Raw genomic sequence first — 21,745 nt, forward strand, 5'->3', positions numbered from 1 at the left:
GTCGGGTGATACTCACCCGACCTCCTTGATCACGACGTCATGTCGTAGGCGCGTTCGCCATGCGCGGTGAGGTCGAGGCCCTGCACCTCGTCCTCGGGATCGACCCGCAGCGGCACGATCATCTTGCAGACCATCACGATGAGCGTGGTCATCACCAGCGTGAACGTGCCGACGACGATCAGGCCGCCGCCCTGTTCAACGATGCCCGCATGGCCGAAGACCACCAGCATCAGGATGCCGAACATGCCGCCCACGCCGTGCACGGCGAAGACGTCGAGCGTGTCGTCGATCTTCATCGCGTCCTTGATGACACCGCACATGACCTGGCACAGCACGCCCGCGATGGCGCCGATGATCAGCGCCTCGACCGGGCTGACCGAGCCCGAGGCCGGCGTGATGGAGGCGAGGCCCGCGATGGTGCCCGTGACCATGCCCACGAGCGACGCCTTGCCGTAGCGGATCCGCTCCCACAGCGCCCAGGTGATGGACGCGGTAGCGGCCGAGATGTGGGTGACCGTCAGCGCCATGGCGGCGCCGCCATCGGCGGCCAGTTGCGAGCCGCCGTTGAAGCCGAACCAGCCGACCCACAGCATCGCGGCACCGATCATGACCATGCCGGGGTTGTGCGGCGGTTTCGACTTGTCGGACCGCGGCCCGAGGAAGGCGGCGAGCACAAGCGCGGCGAGGCCCGCCGTCTGGTGCACGACGATGCCGCCGGCGAAGTCGTTCACCCCGTTCTCGAACAGCGACCATTCGGCACCGGCCAGAAGCCCGCCGCCCCAGATCCAGTGCGCGACCGGCGCGTAGACGACCAGCATCCAGACCGAGGAGAAGAGCATCACGAAGGCGAACCCGATGCGTTCGACATAGGCGCCGACGATCAGCGCGGGCGTGATGATGGCGAAGGTCATCTGGAAGGCGAAGAACAGCACTTCCGGGATCGTGTCCGACACCGTGTCGGCGTCGACGCCGTTGAGGAAGGACTTGCCCAGCCCGCCCCAGTAGGCATTTCCGTCACCGAAGGCGATCGAGTACCCCGCGACGAGCCACAGCACGCTCATCACGCTGGCAATCGCGAAGCAGTGCATGAACACGCTCAGCACGTTGCGCGACCGCACGAGGCCGCCGTAAAACAGCGCCAGCCCCGGCAATGTCATGAACAGGACCAGCGCCGTTGCGACGATGATCCACGCGGTATCCGCTCCTACCATTCCCCGTATCCCCTTTGTCGGATGTATGTTGCAGCGGCACAGAGCGGAATCGGGTCGCCTTGAAAACCGGCAACGGGACCGGGTCGCGCCGAATCTTTAGGCGGTTTTCACATTGCACAAATAAAAGGCACAAAATTCAGGCAATGACCAAAGAAGCATCAGATCACGAAGGCGCGCCGGATGCCGCGGAGATTCGCGTCCGGCTGATCGACCTTGCGGTGCGGCGTGGCGCGACCAAGACCTTCTGCCCGTCCGAGGTCGCGCGCTCTTTCGGTCCCGGCTGGCGGGACCTCATGCCGCGTGTTCGTGCGGAGGCCGCGGGCATGGCGGACCTGCGGGCAACGCAGAAAGGGGTCGAGGTCGACGCAATGACGGCGAAGGGACCGATCAGGTTGGGCCTGAGGGCGTGAACCTTGCGGCGCGCGGCGTGCTCTGCCACGGTCGGGCCATGCCGCAACTGACGCTCGACACGCCGACGGGGCCGTTCACGCTGACCGAAGAGGACGGCGCGATCACGGGCGCGACGTGGGGTGCGGGGCCCGTGCAGTGGACGCCGCTCCTGACCCGCGCCGCCGACCAGGTCGCCGCCTATTTCGCGGGCACGCGCCGGTCTTTCGACCTGCCAGTGCAAATCGCGGGATCGGAGTTCCAACGCGCGGTCTGCGCCCGGATGGCGGCGATCCCCTTCGGCGACACCGTCACCTACGGCGAGATCGCGGCGGCGCTGGACGCGCCGGCGCAGGCGGTCGGGCAGGCCTGCGGCGGCAACCCGATCCCGTTGATCGTGCCCTGCCACCGGGTGCTGGCGGCGCAGGGGCTGGGTGGCTTTTCCGGTGGTGCGGGGGTCGAGACGAAGGTCTGGCTGTTGCGCCACGAAGGCGCGGCGGGCCTTCTGATCTGAGGTGTAGGTCGGATGCGAGCATCCGACCTACCTTTACGTCAGTCCCGGCGCGGATCGCGGGGATAGGTGCCCAACACCTTGAGAAAGCTGGTGAAATAATCCAGCTCGTCCATCGCAAGTTGCACGCCGGGATCGTCCGGGTGACCTTCGATATCGGCGTAGAACTGCGTCGCGGTGAAGGATCCGCCGACCATGTAGCTTTCCAGCTTGGTCATGTTCACGCCGTTCGTCGCGAACCCGCCCATCGCCTTGTAAAGCGCGGCGGGGATGTTGCGGACCTGGAAGACGAAGGTGGTGATCATGCCGTGTTCGCCGCGCCGCGCCATCTGCGCCTCGGGCGCCATGATAAGGAAACGGGTGGTATTGGTGTCCTCGTCCTCGATCCCGTCGGCGAGGATGTCGAGGCCGTAGATTTCCGCCGCCAACGTGGAGGCGAGCGCGCTTTCGTCGTCGCGCCCGTGATCGGCAAGGTCGGCGGCGGCACCGGCATTGTCGGTCGCGGCCTCGGGCTTGATCCCGTGGCGGCGCAGGAAGGCCGCGCATTGCGGCAGAAGGACAAGGTGGGCGCGTGCGGTGCGCACGTTGTCGAGCGTCACGCCCGGCCGCGCCAGAAGCGCGATCTTCACCCGGACGAAGGCTTCGTCGACGATGTGCAGGCCCGATCCCGGCAACAGGCGGTGGATGTCGGCGACGCGACCGTAGATCGAGTTCTCGACCGGCAGCATCGCCTGGTCCGCGTGACCGTCGCGCACGGCCTCGATCACGTCCTCGAAGGTGGCGCAGGGCAGCACGTCCCAGCCCGGACGCGCGGAGCGGCAGGCCTCGTGGCTGTAGGCGCCAAGCGCCCCCTGGAATGCAATCGTGCCACCCATCGGTGCCTCCGTGACCCATTTGCCCAAAAAAGGGCGTTTCGTCGCGGGGTGTATCCCTTGCACCCGACCTAGGGAAGCGCGTAAGTAGCGCGCGAACTGCGAGACAAGGATTCCAGCCACATGTTCGACACGATGACCCTGACAAAGATCGTCGGTGCATTCTGCGGCGCATTTCTCATTTTCCTGCTGGGCAAATCGCTCGCCGAGGACCTGTACTACGTCGGTGCACACGGCTACGGCGAGGACAAGAAGGTGGGCTACAAGATCGAGGTCGCCGAAGCGGCGCCCGCGGCGGCGGAAGCCGAACCCGAAGTGCCCTTCGCCGAACTGCTGGCGGCCGCCGATCCGGCGGATGGCGAAGGCGTGTTCCGCGCCTGCCGCGCCTGTCACAAGCTTGAAGACGGTGCAAACGGCACCGGCCCGCACCTGTACGGCGTGGTTGGCCGGGACGTCGGATCGGTCGACGGTTACGGCTATTCCGGGGCGCTGGTGCAGGTTGCCGAAGTCTGGACGCCGGAAAACCTGAACGGTTTCCTCGAAAACCCCAAGGGTTGGGCACCCGGCACCAAGATGTCCTATTCCGGCCTGCGCAAGGCCGAGGACCGGGCCGACCTGATTGCCTATCTGGGCACCATCGGCAACTGATCCAGCCGAACGCGCGTTATGAGGCCGCGGTCACCTTGGTGATCGCGGTTTTTTCTTGTGCGTGCGCACCGTTCACAATCCGTTCACAAATTCTCACCTTGATTGTGGGCGGGGGCGCAAACTAGCTTACATGGCCAATAATAAGAACTTGAGCCGCGTTTCCCTATCTTCGCGCCACAGGAGGTCGCCCCAATGTCGAAAAACCTGATTCTCCCCCCCACCGGCTGGAACCTCAATCGCCGGTCCGCCCTTGGCCTGATGGGCGGTGCCGCGTTGGGCGCCGCGCTTCCCGTGCGCGTGATCGGCCAGACGGATGGCGGCGAAGACATGATCGTCAGCCACGGCTATTCCTTCTACGGCGATCTCAAGTACCCCGCGGATTACAAGCACTGGGATTACGTGAACCCGAACGCGCCCAAGGGCGGGCAGATCACGCTCTCCGAACGCGGCACGTTCGACGGGTTCAACCGCTGGGCGTCCAAGGGCAATCCCGAAGGCAACGCAGGCGTCGTCGCCGAGGCGATGTTCGCCGAGATGCCGTGGTCGGGCGCATCGACCGCCGACACGATCGGCGAGCAATACTGCCTGATCGCGCGCGAGGTCGAATACCCCAAGACCAAGACCTATTGCGTCTTCCACATGCGCGACGACGTCGTCTTTTCCGACGGCCGCCCGCTTCGCGCGCAGGATGCGGCGTTCACGCACAACCTGTTCCTCGAACAGGGCATCCGGTCTTACGCCCGCGCGGTCAGCAAGCGCATCACCGGGGTCGAGGTGATCGACGACCTGACCCTGCGCTACACCTTTGCCGATGAAATCTCCCGCCGGTCGCTGATCAGCCAGGTCGGCGGCACGCCGATCTTCTCCGAAGAATGGTTCGCCGAAACCGGCGAGCGGCTCGACAAGCCGTCGGTCGCCTCGCCGCTGGCCTCGGGCCCGTACGTCGTCGGCGATTACGAGATCAACCGCTACGTCGTCTACGAACGCAACCCGAACTACTGGGGCTGGGACCACCCGGCAAATATCGGGCGGCACAATTTCGACCGCGTGCGGTTCGAATACTTTGCCGACGCCACCGCCGAGTTCGAGGGCTTCAAGGCAGGCATCTACAACTTCCGTGCCGAAGGATCGACGAAACGCTGGGCCACCGGGTACGACTTCCCGGCGGTCGAGGAAGGCCACGTCATCAAGGAAGAGATCCCGGACGGCACCGCGCCGAACATCTCGGGGATGATCTTCAACACGCTCAGCAAGCCACTCGACAACCGCAACGTGCGCCATGCGCTGCAACTGGCGATGAACTTCGAATGGATCCGCGAATCGCTGCAATTCGGGCTGACGACGCAGACCACCTCTTTCGTGCAGTACCAGGAGTGGGAGGCGAAGGGCGTTCCGCAAGGCAAGGAGCTGGAACTGCTGCAAAGACTTGGCGACGTGGTTCCGGCAGAGATGCTGACCGAGGAGGCGGTGATGCCGCATACCTCGAACCCCGCCAACGCCAATGACCGCCGCAACAAGCGCCGCGCGCTGCGGATTCTGGAAGCCGAGGGCTGGGTGGTCAATGACGAGGGCAAGCTGGCGGATGCCGACGGCAACCTGATGTCGCTGACGATGCTGTCGATTTCCAGCTTCGACGACACGCGGCTGGCGATGATCGACCGCTACGTGAACACGCTTCAGGACTGGGGCGTCGACATCACGATCGACAAGGTCGACAGCGCGCAGGGCCAGCAGCGGTTCCTCGACAAAGATTACGACATGATCAACACCCGCATCCTGACCTTCGCGAGCGCGGGCACCGGGTTGCGGCAGTTGTTCGGGTCCGAAACCGCCGAGGTGTCGTCGTACAACCCGTCGGCGCTGCGGTCGCCCATGGTCGACGCGATCATCGACGCGGCGCTTGCGACCACGACGCGCGAGGACGAGATCGTCGCCCTGAAGGCGCTGGACCGTGCCTTGCGGTACGAACGGGTCATCGCGCCGGGCGGCCACGTGCCGGCCTACTGGGTTGCCTATTATGACACCTTCGGACGTCCCGAAACCCTGCCGCCCTTCGCGCTGGGTGTGCTTGATTTCTGGTGGTTCGACGAGGCCAAGTACGAGGCGCTGAAAGAGCAGGGCGTGCTGAAGTAAACCTATGGGCGCCTACATCCTCAGACGGCTGTTGCTGATCATCCCGACGCTGCTCGGGATCCTGGTCATCAACTTCACTCTTGTCCAGTTCGTGCCCGGCGGGCCGGTGGAACAGATCCTCGCCCAGATGCAGGGCGAAGGGGACGTGTTCTCCAGCTTCTCCGGGGGCGATCAGGACGTGGGGGAAGAGACCTTCGGGTCGGACAGCCAGTACGTGGGCGCCCGCGGGCTCGACAAGGAATTCATTGCCGAGCTTGAAAGGCAGTACGGGCTCGACAAGCCGCCGCTCGAACGCTTCATGAAGATGCTGTGGGATTACGCCCGCTTCGATTTCGGGGAGAGCTACTTCCGCTCCATCTCGGTCGTCGACCTGGTGCTCGAGAAGATGCCGGTGTCGATTTCGCTGGGCCTGTGGTCGACCCTTCTGGCCTACCTGATCTCGATCCCCTTGGGCATCCGCAAGGCCGTGCGCGATGGCGCGCCCTTCGACACGTGGACCAGCGGCATCCTGATCGCGGCCTACGCGATCCCGAACTTTCTCTTCGCGATCCTGCTTCTGGTGCTGTTCGCCGGCGGGTCCTATTTCCAGCTGTTCCCGCTCAGGGGGCTGGTGTCAGATAATTTCGAGGAGCTGTCGATCCTCGGCAAGGTGGCCGACTACTTCTGGCACCTCGCCCTGCCGCTTACCGCGTCGCTGATCAGCGCCTTCACCTTCTCGGCTCTGCTGACCAAGAACAGCTTCCTTGACGAATTGTCCAAGCAATACGTCATCACCGCCCGCGCCAAGGGGTTGAGCGAGACGCGCGTGCTGTATGGCCACGTCTTCCGCAACGCGATGCTGATCGTGATCGCGGGCATCCCCGGCGCCTTCATCGGCATCTTCTTCGGACAGTCGCTCCTGATCGAGACGATCTTCAGTCTCGATGGCCTTGGCCGGATGCTGTTCGAGGCGACGGTTGCCCGCGACTATCCGGTGATGTTCGGCACGCTCTACGTCTTTGGCCTGATCGGCCTTCTGGTCGCGATCATCAGTGACCTGATGTACGTCTTCGTCGATCCCCGGATCGATTTCGAGCGGCGGGAGGGCTGAGGCATGGTTGCCGAAACCGATATTCCCGCCACCACGCCCGACGACCTGCCGGAACCGCGCAAGGGGCTGTTCACCCTCTCGCCCCTGAATCAGCGGCGCTGGCGCAACTTCCGCCGCAACCGGCGTGCGTATTGGTCGCTGATCGTGTTCTCGATCCTGTTCGTGCTGTCGCTCTTTGCCGAGTTCCTTGCGAACGACAAACCGATCCTGATCCAGTATCGCGGCGCCTATTACACGCCGATCTTCAACTTCTACGCCGAGACCGAGTTCGGCGGCGATTTCCGGACCGAGGCCGCCTATCGCGATCCGGAGGTCAAATGCCTGATCCGGTCGGGCGGGCTGGAGGAGTGTTTCGACGACCCCGAAGGTATCCTCGAACAGATCGAGGAAGGCTCTTACGACGGCGACGGGTTCGAAAAGGGCTGGATGATCTGGCCGCCGATTCCCTATTCCTACGACACCACCGTCGACCGCCCCGGCGCGGCCCCCCTGCCCCCCGGCGACGGCAACCTGCTGGGCACCGATGACACCAAGCGCGACGTGCTGGCGCGGATCATCTACGGCTTCCGGTTGTCGATCCTGTTCACCATCATCGTGACCTCGGTGTCGTCGGTGATCGGCATCATCGCGGGCGCGATACAGGGGTATTTCGGTGGCCGGACGGACCTGATCTTCCAGCGCGTGATCGAGATCTGGGGATCAACCCCATCGCTTTACATCATCATCATCCTCTTCGCGATCTTGGGCCGAAGTTTCTGGCTGCTGGTCTTTTTGTCGATCCTGTTCGGGTGGACGGCGCTGGTGGGCGTGGTCCGGGCGGAATTCCTGCGGGCGCGTAACCTTGAATACGTGCGCGCGGCCAAGGCGCTGGGCGTGTCGAACTGGACGATCATGTTCCGCCACATGCTGCCCAACGCGATGGTGGCGACGCTGACCATGCTGCCCTTCATCGTCACGGGCGCGATCGGGTCGCTCGCCACGCTCGACTTCCTCGGCTTCGGCCTTCCCGCCTCGGCCCCGTCGCTGGGCGAGTTGACGCTTCAGGCAAAACAGAACCTGCAGGCGCCGTGGCTCGCCTTCACCTCGTTTTTGACCTTCGCCATCATGCTCTCGCTTCTGGTCTTCATCTTCGAAGGCGTGCGTGACGCGTTCGACCCGCGGAAGACGTTTACATGAGCCTTCTCGACGTCAAAGACCTGCGCGTATCCTTCCGCGCCGACGGCAAGGTGACCCACGCGGTCAAGGGCGTGTCCTTCACGCTCGACCGGGGGGAGACCGTGGCGCTGGTGGGCGAATCCGGCTCGGGCAAATCCGTGACCGCGCTGTCGACCGTGTCGCTTTTGGGTGAGAATGCCGAGGTGTCGGGCTCGGTCACCTATAACGGGCAGGAAATGGTCGGCGCGGCGGACAAGCTGCTGCGGCAGGTGCGCGGCAACGACATCTCCTTCATCTTCCAGGAGCCGATGACCTCGCTCAACCCCCTGCACACGCTGCAAAAGCAGCTGGGCGAAAGCCTTGAACTGCACCAGGGCATCACCGGGGAGGAGGCCAAGGCCCGCATCCTCGACCTGCTGCAGAAGGTGGGCATCCGCAATGCCGAGGAACGGCTGGGCGCCTATCCGCACCAGTTGTCGGGCGGGCAACGGCAGCGCGTGATGATCGCGATGGCGCTGGCGAACCGGCCCGACGTGCTGATCGCGGACGAACCGACCACCGCGCTCGACGTGACGATCCAGGCGCAGATCCTCGAGCTTTTGTCCGAGCTGAAGCAGACCGAGGACATGGGGATGCTGTTCATCACCCACGACCTTGGCATCGTGCGCCGGTTCGCCGACCGGGTCTGCGTGATGAAGGATGGCGAGATCGTGGAGACCGGCCCCACGGCCGAGATTTTCGACAACCCGCAACACCCCTATACCCGCATGCTGCTGGGCGCCGAATCCACCGGCAGCCCCGACCCGGTCCCTCCCGGCGCCGAAGAGGTCGCCGCCGCCAACGGGTTGCGCATCTGGTTCCCGATCCACCGCGGCCTGTTGAAACGCACGGTGGGCCACGTGAAGGCGGTAAACGACGCCACCCTGACCGTCCGGCGCGGGGAGACGGTGGGCATCGTCGGTGAAAGCGGCTCGGGCAAGACGACGCTGGCGCTGGCCATGATGCGCCTGATCGGGTCCGAAGGCGGGATCACGTTCGACGGCGAAGATGCGCGATCCTGGTCCACCCGCACCCTGCGGGCACGGCGGCGCGACATGCAGATCGTGTTCCAGGATCCCTACGGATCGCTCAGCCCGCGCATGACCTGCGAACAGATCATCGCCGAGGGTCTGGGCGTCCACAAGGTCGAGGGCGACGACAACCCCCGCGAACTGGTGGCGCAGGTGATGCACGAGGTGGGGCTCGACCCCGCGATGATGCACCGCTACCCGCACGAATTTTCCGGCGGCCAGCGACAGCGGATCGCCATCGCCCGCGCGATGATCCTGCGGCCCAAGCTGGTGGTGCTGGACGAACCGACCTCGGCACTCGACATGACCGTGCAGGTGCAGATCGTTGACCTGTTGCGCGAGTTGCAGCGCAAGTACGGGCTCGCCTACCTGTTCATCAGCCACGACCTGAAGGTCGTGCGCGCCATGTCGCACAAGGTCATGGTGATGCGGCAGGGAGACGTGGTGGAACAGGGCAGCGCCGAAGAGGTCTTCACCAACCCGCGCACCGACTACGCCCGCGAGCTTTTGTCCGCCGCCATGGCTTGACCGCGACTTCGCCGCCAAGTTGCCTTATCTTCGCCCAGATTAATCTGTTGGTTACGCTTGCGGGTCAAACTCGCCGCGGGAGGACCATGATGGCCATGATAACGATGATTTTGGGTGGAGTGCTCGGCTTTGTGGCGGGTCTTTCCGGATGGCTGGGCTTTGGCCTCAGCGCCGGCGCGGCCTTCGGGCTTTACCTTGGCATCTCGGTCGGGTTGCCGCTTCTGGTGATCGGCATCTCGCTTTTGCGCGCATCCGATGCGCCCGGTCGCGCGGAACTGCGCGCGCAGGGCTGACGCCCGTTTTCCTGTTCAGGACGGGCCGATCATGAAGCAGGTCACGCCGCGCCCCTGAAGGCGGCGGCAGGCCAGATCGGCGCTTTCCCGCGTCAATCCCATGAAATTGGCATCGAACCCGCCCTTGCGCTTGACCACCTTGCGCAGCGAACCATCCAGCACCGTCATCTCGGCCAGCGCGGTTTTCAGCAGCACCTTTTCCGCCTGGAAGCGGCTGCCGTAACGGCCCACGTTCACGCCCCAGTGCCGCCCGCCCGAGGCGGAGAGCCGGGTGACGACCTCCTGCACGGCCTCGGACGTGTCGGCGGATACCGACGGCGCGCGCGGCGCGGGCTTGGCCGATGCCAGCACCAGTTCTTTCGGGCGCATCACGGGCTTGATGCTTTTGGCCGGAGCTTCTTCGGCGGCCTTGATCGCCTGTTCGGCAGCGGCGGCCACCGTGTCGGGTGACGGCAGCGTCTGCGCTTCGGCCAGCGCGTCCTTCAGATCGTCCTGCGCGGCCACGACGACGGGCGCGGTTTCGGGGATCGGACGGCGCTTGGGCCGGAGCGATTTGGTCACAAGACCCGAGACGCGGATCGTCTTGCCCGCCGTGCCCGGCCCGGTCTTGCGGCCCGCGACGACCTTGGGTGCGGGGGCCGCGTGATAGGTGGGTTTGCGCGGCGCGCGGAAGGCCACGCGGGTGGGTGCGCGTTTGAACCCCATGTCCAGCAATTCGGCGATGCGCGCATTACGCGTGGTCGTGGACCGGCCGCCGAACACCGTGGCGATCACCCGCTCCCGCCCGCGTTCGGCGGAGGCAACGAGGTTGAAGCCCGCCGCGCGGGTATAGCCTGTCTTGATCCCGTCCGCGCCCTTGTAGCTCGACAACAGGCGGTGATTGGTATGGCTGACGGTACGGACGCCGGCATCCGCCGTCTTGCGGCTGAACAGGTTGTAATACTGCGGGTAATCATAGATCACGTGCCGCCCGAGGATCGTCATGTCCCGCGCGGTGGACAGGTGGCCCGCTTCGGTCAACCCGTGGGCGTTCTTGAATGTCGTCTTGGTCATGCCCAGCGCCCTGGCGGTGCGGTTCATGCGGCGGGCAAAGGCGGCTTCGGAGCCGGCGAGCCCCTCGGCAATCGCAGTGGAGGCATCGTTGGCCGATTTCACCGCCGCCGCGCGCACAAGGTAGCGCAGCTTGATCTTCTGACCGGCGCGCAGGCCCAGTTTCGACGGAGGCTCGCTCGCCGCCTTTTTCGACACGCGGATCAGCGTGTCCATCGACACTTCACCGTTCTCGACCGCCTGGAACACGACGTAGAGCGTCATCATCTTGGTGAGCGAGGCCGGGTGCAGGCGGCTGTCGGCGTTGCGGGAGTGCAGCACCTCGCCGGTGCGCGCATCCATCACCATCGCAGCATAAGGCGCTGCCATGACCGACAGCGGCACGACGATGAAAAACCACAATAGTGTAAAGAGGAACAGCCCCGCACGGGCCGACACACGTTGCCGCGTCGTCACGATGTCCTGCCTTATCTGCCTCATGCCCCCGATTTTTCGGTGAGCTTTATGAATTATTGCCGAAAAGGTACCACGGCGTCGGCGCCAAATAAAGTTTTCATTCTAAACAAGTTTGCGGCCAATTCGCCGGAACCGGCCCAACATGTTGGGGGCGTGGGCGGCCCGGCGCCCAATCACGTCGAAAGCGGCAAGAATAAGGCAGCTGCGACCTGTGTCATCCAAGCCGCAGCACGAGGTCCGGCAGCGTCGATAGGTCGTCAAGTTCGGCGTACCGCGCCCGGTCGGCGGGCGGGTCGGCATGTTCGAAATCCCACGCCAGTTCCTGCGGGACAAACACGCCCCAGCCCCCTGCCACGATCATCGGCAGGACGTCGGATTTCATCGAATTGCCGACCATCAGGCCACGGTCGGCCCCGTCGCCCTGCGACGCGAAGATACCGGTATACTGGTCCGGCGTCTTGTCCGACACGATGGCGACCCCGTCGAAAAGATCGCCCAGCCCGGATTGCGCCAGCTTGCGTTCCTGGTCCAGCAGATCACCCTTGGTGATCAACAGGATGCGGTGCGTGTCGGCCATCCTCTCGACCGCCGCCTGCGCCTCGGGCAAAAGCTCGATCGGGTGTTCGAGCATGTCGTGCCCCGCCTCGATCAGCGACCGGATCACGGCGGGCGGCACGCGGTCGCCTGTCACGTCGAGCGCGGTTTCGATCATCGACAGGACAAAGCCCTTGATACCGAATCCATACCGCGCGAGGTTGCGTGTTTCCGCCGCAACGAGCCGGGCTTCAAGGTCGCCGGGTTCGGCGTGATCGGCCAGAAGTTCGGCAAATCGCGCCTGCGTCAGCTGAAAGAATTTCTCGTTGTGCCACAGGGTATCATCGGCATCGAACCCCACGGTGGTGACATTTTTGGTCATTTCGCCTGCATCCCGCGCATGCTCGCCTCTTTCCTGTGGCCGCAAGCGCGTTATATAGAGCGTCCTGAGTTCCGCCAAATGCAGCCCTGCCTCCGACCCATGCTTCACCCGCTTTCCATGATGGCCGACGATCCCGACGGGACCGATACGTCGATCCTGACGGCGACGAAGCCCAAGACCAAGCGCCCGCCGCTCTACAAGGTGCTGCTGCTGAACGACGACTACACGCCGATGGAGTTCGTGGTGCACGTCCTGGAACGATTCTTTGGCCTCAACCACGCGCAGGCGTTCGAGATCATGCTGACCGTGCACAAAAAGGGCGTGGCGGTGGTCGGTGTCTTCAGCCACGAGATCGCCGAAACCAAGGTGGCGCAGGTCATGGATTTCGCGCGGAAGCATCAGCATCCGCTGCAATGCACCATGGAAAAGGAATAGGCGGCGGTCATGTCGCCCCGCCTGACGCTTGCTGTCTCCTCGGGCGAGGTGGAGCCGGACGGGCGCATTTGCGTGGTGGGTGCCGGGCGTGACGCCGACCTGGGCGCTCTGCCGAAGAACCGCACCACGATTGTCCAGCCCCTGCGCCCCGATCACGACGCGCTGGCCGCCGCCGGGTTCGACGTGGCAGTCGACTGGCCCGGCACCGCCGACATGGTGATCGTGGTCCTGCCCCGCGCCAAGGCGCTGGCCTTCGACTGGATCGCGCGTGCCGCGCAGGTTGCGACACGGCAGATCGTGATCGACGGGCAGAAGACCGACGGGGTCGAGTCGGTCCTCAAGGCCGTCAAGGCGCGCGTTGCCATCGACGGCAGCCTGTCGAAGGCGCATGGCAAGCTGGCGTGGTTCGCGCCGGATGCGGCGCTTGCCGATCTTGCACCGCCTCCCCTGCCCCCGGTCGACGGGTTCACCGTCGTCCCCGGTGTCTTTTCCGCCGACGCTATCGACCCCGGCTCCCGCGCGCTGGCCGAAGCCTTGCCGGACAGGCTGGGCCGCGAGGTCGCGGATTTCGGGGCGGGCTGGGGCTACCTGTCGGCGCGGGTGCTGAAGGACGACGGCGTCACGCGCCTGCACCTGGTGGAGGCGGATCACATCGCGCTGGACTGCGCGCGGCGCAACATCGACGATCCGCGCGCGGTCTTTCACTGGGCGGACGCGACAACGTGGCGGTCTGACGCCCCGCTTGACGCGGTGGTGATGAACCCGCCCTTCCACACCGGACGGCGGGCGACGCCGGACCTGGGACACGCGTTCATCCGCAACGCGGCGCGGGGTCTGTCACGTCACGGTCGGCTATGGCTGGTGGCAAACCGTCATTTGCCCTATGAACAGGTGCTGGAAAGCTGCTTTGGCAAGGTGACGGAACATCCGTCGGCGCAAGGCGGTTACAAGATCATCGAGGCCGCGCAGCCGCGCGCCCCCCGCTGAGCATCGCGACGAAAGGCTGACGGACCCGCATGTCGTTTTCCATCGAAGGCAAGACCGCCATCATCACCGGCGCGGCGAACGGCGTCGGCCTCGCCATCGCGCGGCACATGGCGCAGGCGGGCGCCAACGTGATGCTCGCCGACATGGACGAGGCACGTCTGAAGGACGAACTGGGCGCCGCAACGCCCGAAGAGGGCCAGATGCGGTACTTCGCGGGGGACCTGCGCAAGCGGCTGACCATCGCGAACCTGTTGTCGGCCACGATCGAGGCGTTCGACCAGGTCGATATCCTCGTCAATGCCAGCCGGCAGGTGATGCCCACCGATCCGCTCGACCCCGAGGACACGTCGGTCGAGACGATGATCGAGCAGAATTTCCTGACCTCCTTCAAGCTGACGCAGACGGTGGCGCGGCGGATGATCAAGCAGGCCGAGGGGCGCGAGGACGGACAGGCGGGGGCGATCGTCAACATTTCGTCCATCGCGGCGCGGCGGGTGCATCCCGAACTGATGGGATATTCGGTGGCGACGGCGGCGCTGGACCAGATGACACGGTCGATGGCAGTGGCGCTGGCGCCGCACCGGATCCGCGTGAACGCGGTCGCCATCGGCAGCGTGATGAGCGCCAGCCTGCGTGGCACGCTGAAGAACGACGACACCGCGCGCGAGCAGATCGAGGAGCACACACCAATGGGCCGGATCGCCGGGCCGGGCGAGTTGTCGGAAGCGGTGCAGTTCCTTGCCTCGGACGGGGCGGGGTTCGTGACGGGGCAGATCATGACGGTGGATGGCGGGCGCACGCTGCTGGACCCGGTGAGCGCGGCCGCGCATTGATCTGCATCATTGGACAGCGCGGCGCGGCGTGATAGCTGTCAGGGAAAGCTGACAGATGAGTGCGCCATGACCCTTCAGTTCGATGCCGAGAAAATCCGCGCCAGCGGCTGGTTCCGCGAATTGCGCGACCGGATCGTCGATGCCTTCGAGGGACTGGAGGACGGCCATTCCGGCGCGGCAGGCGAACCGGGACGGTTCGAGGTGACGGAAACCCGGCGCACGGCCGAGGACGGAAGCGACGCCGGTGGCGGGCTGATGAGCGTGATGCGCGGCGGCCGGGTGTTCGAGAAGGTGGGCGTGAACGTGTCGACGGTTTACGGCACGCTTGGCGCGCGGGCGCAGAAGGCCATGGCCGCGCGGGGCGTGCCGGGGATGGAGGAGGATCCGCGCTTCTGGGCCTCGGGCATCTCGCTGGTGGCGCACATGCAGAACCCGCATTGCCCGGCGGTGCACATGAACACGCGCATGTTCTGGACGCCGCATGCGTGGTGGTTCGGCGGCGGGTCGGACCTGAACCCGTGTATCGAGTACGACGAGGACACCGCGCATTTCCACGCAACGCAAAAGGCGCATCTCGACCCGCACGGGGAGGAGCTTTACCCGCGCCTCAAGGCCTGGGCGGACGAGTATTTCTTCGTCCCGCACCGGGGCCGCGCGCGCGGCGTGGGCGGGATTTTCATGGATGACCGCAATACCGGCAACTGGGAGGCCGATTTCGCCCTGACACGGGATATCGGCCGCGCCTTCCTGCCGGCCTACCTGCCGCTGGTCGAGAAGCGGCTGGGCACGTCGTGGGGCGAGGAAGAGCGCGACATCCAGTTGCGGCACCGGGGTCTGTATGCCGAATACAACCTCGTCTACGACCGCGGCACCAAGTTCGGGCTGGAAACAGGGCATGACGCGAACGCGGTCCTGATGTCCTTGCCGCCCTTGGCGAAGTGGCATTGACCCGGCGGAGCGCCTTGCGGCGCGCTTGAGATCGTGGGGGTTCAACCCCCACACCCCCGTGCCGGGGCGCTGCCCCGGACCCCGACATATTTTCAAAGAGAAGAAGACCTGAGCGCGGCGAAGAAGCGTTTGAGTTGCGCTTCTGCCGCTTGGGTCTGGATGCCGTCGATCACGTCTGGGACGTGGTGGCATTGCGGGTGGGTGAAGATGCGGGGGCCGTGGGCGACGCCGCCGGATTTCGGATCGGAGGCGGCGTAGATCAGGCGGGCGAGGCGGGCGTTGGAGATCGCGGCGGCGCACATCGGGCAGGGTTCGAGCGTGACCGTGAGCGTGAGGCCGGTGAGGCGTTCGGTTTTCAGCGTCGCGCAGGCGGCGCGGATGGCGGCGATTTCGGCATGGGCGGTCGGGTCGTGGTGCTCACGCATCCGGTTGCGGGCGGTGGCGACGACCCGAGGGCCGTCGGAGATGACGGCGCCCACGGGCACCTCTCCGGCGGCGGCGGCCTCTGCCGCGAGTGACAGGGCGAGGTCCATATGGCTGGCGAAGCTCATGGGGCGGTTGTATAGGCCAGCCCATGGCAAAGTCACAACATGCAGGCGACCGGATCGCCAAGGTGCTGGCGCGGGCGGGCGTGGCCTCGCGCCGGGAGGCGGAGCGGATGATCGCGGCGGGGCGCGTGGCGGTGAACGGCAAGGTGATCGAAAGCCCGGCGCTGAACGTGACCGGATCCGACCGGATCGCGGTGGACGGCAAGCCCTTGGGCGCGGCGGAGCCGGAGCGTTTGTGGCTTTATCACAAGCCTGCCGGGCTGGTGACGACCCACAGGGACCCCGAGGGGCGGGCAACGATTTTCGACGATCTGCCGCCAGACCTGCCGCGGGTGATGAGCGTGGGGCGGCTGGACCTCAACTCCGAGGGGCTTTTGCTGCTGACCAATGATGGCGGGGTGAAGCGGAAGCTGGAATTGCCGTCGACCGGGTGGCTGCGGAAGTACCGCGTGCGGGTGCATGGCGCGCCCAAGGACGAGACATTCGAGTCGTTGCGCAAGGGTGTGACCACGGATGGCGAGCGGTTCCAGCCGATGCAGGTGACGCTGGATCGCCAGCAGGGCGCTAATGCCTGGGTGACCGTGGGGCTGCGCGAGGGCAAGAACCGCGAGATTCGCCGCGCGATGGAAGCGGTGGGGCTGAAGGTGAACCGGCTGATCCGGGTGTCCTATGGGCCGTTCCAGCTGGGACAGTTGAAACCGGGCGCGGTCGAGGAGGTGCGCCGCCGGGTCGTGCGCGACCAGCTGGGGCTGGATGACGGGGCGGAAAAGCGCCCAAAGGTGCAACGGAGACCTCGGCGCAGAAACTCCCCCTAAATGCCACTCCCCTTTTGGGAATTTCGCAAGTATTGAGGGATGGACCAAAGACCAGCCACCGGGGGTTAGCATGGCCGATCTTTTGACACTGGAAAACCTGGGCAACCTGCTGATGCTGTGCTTTCTGCAGGCGGTGCTGGGGTTTGACAACCTTCTCTACATCTCGATCGAGAGCCAACGCGCGCCGGTGCCGCAACAGCGGGCGGTGCGGTACTGGGGCATCATCATCGCGGTGGTGCTGCGGGTGGTGCTGTTGTTCACCATGATCCAGCTGATCGATGCGCTGGCCGAGCCGTTCTACATCTTCCCGGAGGATTTCTGGATCACAGGCGGGGTGAACTTTGCCACCGTGATCTTCATCTTCGGCGGCATCTTCATCATGTACACGGCGGTCAAGGAAATCGGGCATATGCTGACGATCCATGACCTGGATACGGATGTGGAGGCGAAATCCGGCAAATCGGCCATTCAGGTCGTGATGCTGATCGTGCTGATGAACCTCATCTTCTCGTTCGATTCGGTCCTGTCGGCGCTGGCCATCACCGATGTCTTCCCGATCCTCGCCACGGCGATCATCCTGTCGGGGCTGGCGATGCTGGTGCTGGCGGATGGCGTGACGCGGTTCCTCGAAAAGAACCGGATGTACGAGGTGCTGGGCCTGTTCATCCTGTTGATCGTGGGTGTCGTCCTGCTGGGCGAGGCCGGTGTCGCGGCGAGCCATGCGATGCACGATGACAGCCTTGCGCTGCACATCTTCGGCTACCCGATTGTGCCGATGTCCAAAACGACGTTCTATTTCAGCGTTGTCGTGCTGGTGGCGGTGGAGGTCATCCAGTCCGGCTATACGCGCAAGTTGAACCACGAACGCCGGACAGGGGCACGGCATTGAAGACGCTGACGTATCTCTTCGGAGCTATTGCTGGCCTTGCCACGATCATCGCGGTCTCCGCCGCGAGCGCGCAGAGCATACGGGTGGACTATCCGGACGGCGCGCCGCGGATCGCGTCGGAATTCAACTCGAAACAGGGCGTGAACGGCGGGAAACGGCGTGCGCGCCACCAGGGCATCGACATCAAGGGCAAGAACAGGATGCCGATCCTTGCCGCAGCCGATGGCAAGGTTCTGGAAGTGGATACCGGCACCTGCTGGGGCCCGACCGTCGTGATCGACCATGGCAAGGGGTATGACGGCAAGAAACTGGTCATCGCCTACGGCCATGTGGGCGACGTCAGCGTCAAGGCGGGCCAGCGCGTCAAGCGGGGCCAGCAGATCGCGCAGCTTGGGAACAACCACAAGAAATACAAGTGCATCGTGGGTGTGCGGCACCTTCACATGCAGATCGGTCGGCAGTGGCGGGGGCCGAAAAAGGGCTCTTACTGGGGGCACGTGCGGTACCTCAAGGATGGCAAACGCGGCGTGAACCCCCATCTTTACTGGGCCGGCGGCAAGGGCAAGGTGACGTGTTTCCGCAAGGGCGAGACCTATCCCGCCGGAACGCTGACGTATCCGGTGGCCTGCCGGTAGTGATTGAACCGTTGTCGGGGGCGTGTAATCTGACAACTTGCAAGTGTGGGAAAACGTGCTGATGTCAGGTTCGACGATCCAAAAGCTGGCCTATGTGGCGCTGCTTGTCGTGCTGTTCGGCGTGACGAGCGGCTGGCTGGGAGGGCTTTGAGGCATGGCACAACGCTATGGCGGCAAGTACAGCCCCGATGACAGCCCCGACAATGCGCCGGACGCGCCGCGTCTGAAGACCACGGCGCGGGTCGATCCCGCGGGCGCGCGGGCGTCGGTGATGTTCGTCCCGGCGGTTGTTCTGCTTTTCACCACGCTGACCGGCGGGGCGTTCTCGCTTGCCACCGGCCTGATCGGGGCGGCTTTGCTGACGCTGGCGGCGTGGCTCTTGCGTGACGGCTTGCGGGCCGAGGCAGAGTATCACGGCCGCAAGGTGGCCCGCCGCCCGGCCATCCCGCGCAAGATATTCTCGTCGATCCTGACGGGGTTGGGTGCCGCCACGGCGGTCGTGGCCCATGCCGGCGGGGTCGAGATCGTGGCCCCCGTCATCTTTGGCGTGGCCGCAGGCGTACTGCATGTTGCGGCCTTTGGCATCGATCCCATGACGTCGAAAGGCATGGAAGGCGTCGACACGTTCCAGCAGGACCGCGTGGCGCGCGCGGTCAAGGAAGCGGAAACGCACCTGAAAGGCATGGCGGATGCAGTCAAGCGCGCGGGCGACCGGCAGGTCGAGGCGCGTGTGGACCGGTTCATCGAACAGGCGCGCGAATTGCTGCGCACGGTCGAAGATGATCCGCGCGACCTGACGGCGGCCAAGAAATACATGGGCGTCTACCTGATGGGCGCGCGGGATGCGGCGGTGAAATTCTCGGACATCTACGCGCGCGGGCGCGATCCGCAGGCGCGCGCCGACTTCATGATGCTGCTCACCGACCTGGAAGAGAGCTTCAACGACAAGACCCAGAAGCTGCTTCTGGACGACAACACCGACCTCAATATCGAGATCGAGGTCCTGCGTGACCGGCTGGCCCGCGAGGGCGTCCGGTCGCGCTGAATTTTCCAGACAAAGAGGAAGCCATGTCTGAAAACGTACGCCAGAAGGCACAGGAAACGCTCGCATTGGTCGAGGAAGTCAACGCCGTCGTGCTGCCCGAACCGGCGGATGCGAATGCGATCGTGACGCTGGACGCCGCCGATGAACCGGTGGGCGCGGAAATTCGCCAGCGCATGGGTGAACTGGACATGGGCGATACCCAGTCCATCGTGTCCTTCGGATCGGCCGCACAGGCCGAGTTGCAGGAAATCAGCCAGGCGATGCTGCAGGACGTTCGCAACAAGGACGTCGGCCCCGCGGGCGACAGCCTGCGCAACATCGTGACCACCATTCGCGGATTCTCGGTCAGCGAACTGGACGTGCGGCGTGAACGGTCGTGGTGGGAAAAGCTGCTGGGTCGCGCCGCGCCCTTCGCCAAGTTCACCGCGCAGTTCGAAGACGTGCAGGGCCAGATCGACCGCATCACCGACGACCTGCTGGCGCATGAACACACGCTGTTGAAGGACATCAAGTCGCTCGACGTACTGTATGAAAAGACGCTCAACTTCTACGACGAACTGGCGCTTTACATCGCGGCGGGCGAGGAGAAGCTGAAAGAGCTCGACACCACCGACATCCCGGCGATGGAGGCGGCGGTGAACGCCGCGCCCGAGGATCAGCAGGTGATGAAGGCGCAGGAATTGCGCGACCTGCGCGCGGCGCGCGACGACCTCGAACGCCGGGTGCATGACCTGAAACTGACGCGGCAGGTGACGATGCAGTCCCTGCCCTCGATCCGGCTGGTGCAGGAAAACGACAAGTCGCTGGTGACCAAGATCAACTCGACCCTCGTGAACACCGTGCCCCTGTGGGAGACGCAGCTGGCGCAGGCGGTCACGATCCAGCGGTCGGCAGAGGCGGCAGCGGCGGTGCGTGACGCCAACGACCTGACGAACGAGTTGCTGACGGCGAACGCCAAGAACCTGCGCGACAGCAACAAGATGATCCGCGAAGAGATGGAGCGCGGCGTGTTCGACATCGAGGCCGTCAAGCAGGCCAATGCCGACCTCATCGGCACGATCGAGGAATCGCTGCAGATCGCGGACGAGGGCAAGGCACGCCGCGCGGCGGCGGAGGCCGAGTTGAAGAAGATGGAAGCCGAGTTGCGCGACACGCTGGCCTCGGCCAAGGCGCGCAAGACCGGGCTGGGCGATACGGCCGGCACCTCGGTCCCCGCCAACTGAGGTGGCTGGCGGGCGTTTCATTCGGGCCGCGGCGGCGGTGCTGGGGGTCGTGAGCCTTGCGGCTTGCGAAATGGTGGCCGATTGGCCGACCAAGCAGGCGCCCAGAACCTCGGCCCGGCCCGAGAACCGCCCGCCGCAACCCGCGCCCAAGGCGCCCGAAACCGAACCGTCCACGCCGGGCCCGTCGGCGGCAAGCAAGGCGCTGCGCGCGTATTATGCCCGCCTTCAAAACGACCTGCTGGTGCGCGGGCTGCTGCGCACCGATGGCGGTGGGCCCGATACGCCCTATTCCGACATCGACGTGATCCGCAATTTCGAACGGATCGCGTTTTACGACGAATACGCGCGCGGCGGCGGCCTGCGCCGGTCGGACGGGACGCCCGGACGGCTGAAACGCTGGGTCCAGCCGGTGCGCATCGGCGTGGAGTTCGGCGCCTCCGTCCCCGCCGAGCAGCGCCGCGAGGACAGTGCCGAAGTGGCGCGCTATGCCGCGCGTCTGGGCCGGATCACCGGGCACCCGATCAGCGCGGGCGCAAGCGACCCGAATTTCCACGTCTTCATCGTGTCCGAAGACGACCGCAAGACGCTGAAACCGCGGATCGAACAGATCGTGCCGGGCGTGAACCCCGCCGCGCTTGCCCTGTTCGACAACCTTCCGCGCGCGATCCACTGTTTTGTCATCGCGTTTTCCCGCACTCAAGGCGGGTATGAATACGCGCAGGCCATCGCCCTGATCCGGGCCGAGCACCCGTCGCTCCTGCGCCGGTCCTGCATCCATGAAGAGATCGCGCAGGGGCTGGGCCTTGCCAATGACAGCCCGCGCGCGCGGCCATCGATCTTCAACGACGACGACGAATTCGCGCTTCTGACCACGCATGACGAGGAATTGCTGCGCCTGCTGTACGACCCGCGCCTGCGGCCCGGCATGACGCTGGAAGAGGCGCGGCCCATATTCTCGGGTCTTGCGACCCGCCAGATCGGGCAGGCGCTGTGAGCCACCCGTCACCCGCCACGTCCCTGCCCGCCGCACCGGCGCCCCTTGCGGCGCGCGCGCGAACCGGGCAGCT

At 65.2% G+C, this 21,745-nt stretch carries 23 protein-coding genes; 18 read left to right on the forward strand and 5 right to left on the reverse strand.

Annotation, left to right across the window (positions count from 1 at the left end; all coding sequences use genetic code 11):
* Positions 1 to 29: 29 nt before the first annotated feature.
* Positions 30 to 1,211, reverse strand: coding sequence for an ammonium transporter (locus ATO11_RS07635; RefSeq protein ID WP_050530253.1), 1,182 nt, complete (start codon positions 1,209 to 1,211; stop codon positions 30 to 32).
* Between the two features lie 143 nt (positions 1,212 to 1,354).
* On the opposite strand from ATO11_RS07635, the gene ATO11_RS07640 reads away from it, so the two are divergent.
* Positions 1,355 to 1,621 carry a DUF3253 domain-containing protein gene (locus tag ATO11_RS07640; protein ID WP_050530254.1) on the forward strand — a complete coding sequence of 89 codons (267 nt, stop codon included), beginning with the start codon at positions 1,355 to 1,357 and terminating at the stop codon, positions 1,619 to 1,621.
* 38 nt (positions 1,622 to 1,659) lie between these two features.
* Positions 1,660 to 2,112, forward strand: coding sequence for a methylated-DNA--[protein]-cysteine S-methyltransferase (locus ATO11_RS07645; protein WP_050530592.1), 453 nt, complete (start codon positions 1,660 to 1,662; stop codon positions 2,110 to 2,112).
* A 38-nt stretch (positions 2,113 to 2,150) separates the two neighbouring features.
* Here ATO11_RS07645 and ATO11_RS07650 read toward each other — a convergent pair whose 3' ends face one another.
* Complete coding sequence (locus ATO11_RS07650) at positions 2,151 to 2,984, reverse strand: prephenate dehydratase (RefSeq protein WP_050530255.1); 834 nt, start codon at positions 2,982 to 2,984, stop codon at positions 2,151 to 2,153.
* 120 nt (positions 2,985 to 3,104) lie between these two features.
* Here ATO11_RS07650 and ATO11_RS07655 point away from each other — a divergent pair, with 120 nt between their 5' ends.
* The 6 genes from ATO11_RS07655 to ATO11_RS07680 all read left to right on the forward strand — a co-directional run bounded on the left by ATO11_RS07655 (position 3,105) and on the right by ATO11_RS07680 (position 9,898).
* Positions 3,105 to 3,629, forward strand: coding sequence for a c-type cytochrome (locus ATO11_RS07655; protein ID WP_050530256.1), 525 nt, complete (start codon positions 3,105 to 3,107; stop codon positions 3,627 to 3,629).
* Between the two features lie 192 nt (positions 3,630 to 3,821).
* Entirely contained in the window at positions 3,822 to 5,762 is a 1,941-nt protein-coding gene (locus ATO11_RS07660) for an extracellular solute-binding protein (RefSeq protein ID WP_050530257.1), read from the forward strand.
* Between the two features lie 4 nt (positions 5,763 to 5,766).
* Positions 5,767 to 6,852 (forward strand): microcin C ABC transporter permease YejB, encoded by a 1,086-nt coding sequence (locus ATO11_RS07665; RefSeq protein ID WP_050530258.1) that lies wholly within the window; start codon positions 5,767 to 5,769, stop codon positions 6,850 to 6,852.
* 3 nt (positions 6,853 to 6,855) lie between these two features.
* Positions 6,856 to 8,028 carry an ABC transporter permease gene (locus tag ATO11_RS07670; protein WP_082176209.1) on the forward strand — a complete coding sequence of 391 codons (1,173 nt, stop codon included), beginning with the start codon at positions 6,856 to 6,858 and terminating at the stop codon, positions 8,026 to 8,028.
* Positions 8,025 to 9,605, forward strand: coding sequence for an ABC transporter ATP-binding protein (locus ATO11_RS07675; protein WP_050530259.1), 1,581 nt, complete (start codon positions 8,025 to 8,027; stop codon positions 9,603 to 9,605). Before ATO11_RS07670 ends, ATO11_RS07675 begins: the two co-directional genes overlap by 4 nt.
* Positions 9,606 to 9,700: 95 nt before the next feature.
* Complete coding sequence (locus ATO11_RS07680; RefSeq protein WP_134643087.1) at positions 9,701 to 9,898, forward strand: hypothetical protein; 198 nt, start codon at positions 9,701 to 9,703, stop codon at positions 9,896 to 9,898.
* Positions 9,899 to 9,913: 15 nt separating this feature from the next.
* Here the strand turns inward: ATO11_RS07680 and ATO11_RS07685 are convergent, their stop codons facing one another.
* Positions 9,914 to 11,428: a D-alanyl-D-alanine carboxypeptidase family protein gene (locus tag ATO11_RS07685; RefSeq protein WP_082176210.1), complete on the reverse strand. Its 1,515-nt coding sequence runs from the start codon at positions 11,426 to 11,428 to the stop codon at positions 9,914 to 9,916.
* A gap of 190 nt (positions 11,429 to 11,618) precedes the next feature.
* The gene (locus ATO11_RS07690; RefSeq protein ID WP_050530261.1) at positions 11,619 to 12,320 is read right to left on the reverse strand and encodes an HAD family hydrolase; all 702 of its coding nucleotides are present in this window, start codon (positions 12,318 to 12,320) and stop codon (positions 11,619 to 11,621) included.
* Positions 12,321 to 12,419: 99 nt separating this feature from the next.
* Here ATO11_RS07690 and clpS point away from each other — a divergent pair, with 99 nt between their 5' ends.
* The 4 genes from clpS to hemF all read left to right on the forward strand — a co-directional run bounded on the left by clpS (position 12,420) and on the right by hemF (position 15,523).
* The gene (gene clpS / locus ATO11_RS07695) at positions 12,420 to 12,755 is read left to right on the forward strand and encodes an ATP-dependent Clp protease adapter ClpS (protein ID WP_050530262.1); all 336 of its coding nucleotides are present in this window, start codon (positions 12,420 to 12,422) and stop codon (positions 12,753 to 12,755) included.
* A 9-nt stretch (positions 12,756 to 12,764) separates the two neighbouring features.
* On the forward strand, positions 12,765 to 13,742 hold the full coding sequence (locus ATO11_RS07700; protein WP_050530263.1) for a class I SAM-dependent methyltransferase: 978 nt from the start codon (positions 12,765 to 12,767) through the stop codon (positions 13,740 to 13,742).
* Positions 13,743 to 13,771: 29 nt separating this feature from the next.
* Positions 13,772 to 14,575, forward strand: coding sequence for an SDR family NAD(P)-dependent oxidoreductase (locus ATO11_RS07705; RefSeq protein ID WP_050530264.1), 804 nt, complete (start codon positions 13,772 to 13,774; stop codon positions 14,573 to 14,575).
* Positions 14,576 to 14,641: 66 nt separating this feature from the next.
* The gene (gene hemF / locus ATO11_RS07710) at positions 14,642 to 15,523 is read left to right on the forward strand and encodes an oxygen-dependent coproporphyrinogen oxidase (protein WP_050530265.1); all 882 of its coding nucleotides are present in this window, start codon (positions 14,642 to 14,644) and stop codon (positions 15,521 to 15,523) included.
* 92 nt (positions 15,524 to 15,615) lie between these two features.
* On the opposite strand, the gene ATO11_RS07715 is transcribed toward hemF, so the two are convergent.
* Positions 15,616 to 16,074, reverse strand: a complete 459-nt coding sequence (locus ATO11_RS07715) for a nucleoside deaminase (protein ID WP_050530266.1) — start codon at positions 16,072 to 16,074, stop codon at positions 15,616 to 15,618.
* 23 nt (positions 16,075 to 16,097) lie between these two features.
* On the opposite strand from ATO11_RS07715, the gene ATO11_RS07720 reads away from it, so the two are divergent.
* From ATO11_RS07720 to ATO11_RS07745, 6 genes are all read left to right on the forward strand, one after another.
* A complete protein-coding gene (locus ATO11_RS07720) occupies positions 16,098 to 16,886 on the forward strand; it encodes a pseudouridine synthase (protein ID WP_050530267.1) in 789 nt (262 codons plus the stop codon).
* 70 nt (positions 16,887 to 16,956) lie between these two features.
* On the forward strand, positions 16,957 to 17,775 hold the full coding sequence (locus ATO11_RS07725) for a TerC family protein (protein ID WP_050530268.1): 819 nt from the start codon (positions 16,957 to 16,959) through the stop codon (positions 17,773 to 17,775).
* On the forward strand, positions 17,772 to 18,410 hold the full coding sequence (locus ATO11_RS07730) for a M23 family metallopeptidase (protein ID WP_134643088.1): 639 nt from the start codon (positions 17,772 to 17,774) through the stop codon (positions 18,408 to 18,410). The genes ATO11_RS07725 and ATO11_RS07730 overlap by 4 nt, the downstream gene beginning before the upstream one ends.
* A 154-nt stretch (positions 18,411 to 18,564) precedes the next feature.
* Entirely contained in the window at positions 18,565 to 19,455 is an 891-nt protein-coding gene (locus tag ATO11_RS07735) for a 5-bromo-4-chloroindolyl phosphate hydrolysis family protein (protein ID WP_050530270.1), read from the forward strand.
* Positions 19,456 to 19,478: 23 nt separating this feature from the next.
* Entirely contained in the window at positions 19,479 to 20,678 is a 1,200-nt protein-coding gene (locus ATO11_RS07740; RefSeq protein WP_050530271.1) for a toxic anion resistance protein, read from the forward strand.
* Between the two features lie 70 nt (positions 20,679 to 20,748).
* Positions 20,749 to 21,672: a DUF2927 domain-containing protein gene (locus tag ATO11_RS07745; protein WP_050530272.1), complete on the forward strand. Its 924-nt coding sequence runs from the start codon at positions 20,749 to 20,751 to the stop codon at positions 21,670 to 21,672.
* The last annotated feature ends 73 nt before the right edge of the window (positions 21,673 to 21,745 follow it).

Source organism: Pseudaestuariivita atlantica, assembly GCF_001205715.1.
Classification (GTDB): domain Bacteria; phylum Pseudomonadota; class Alphaproteobacteria; order Rhodobacterales; family Rhodobacteraceae; genus Pseudaestuariivita; species Pseudaestuariivita atlantica.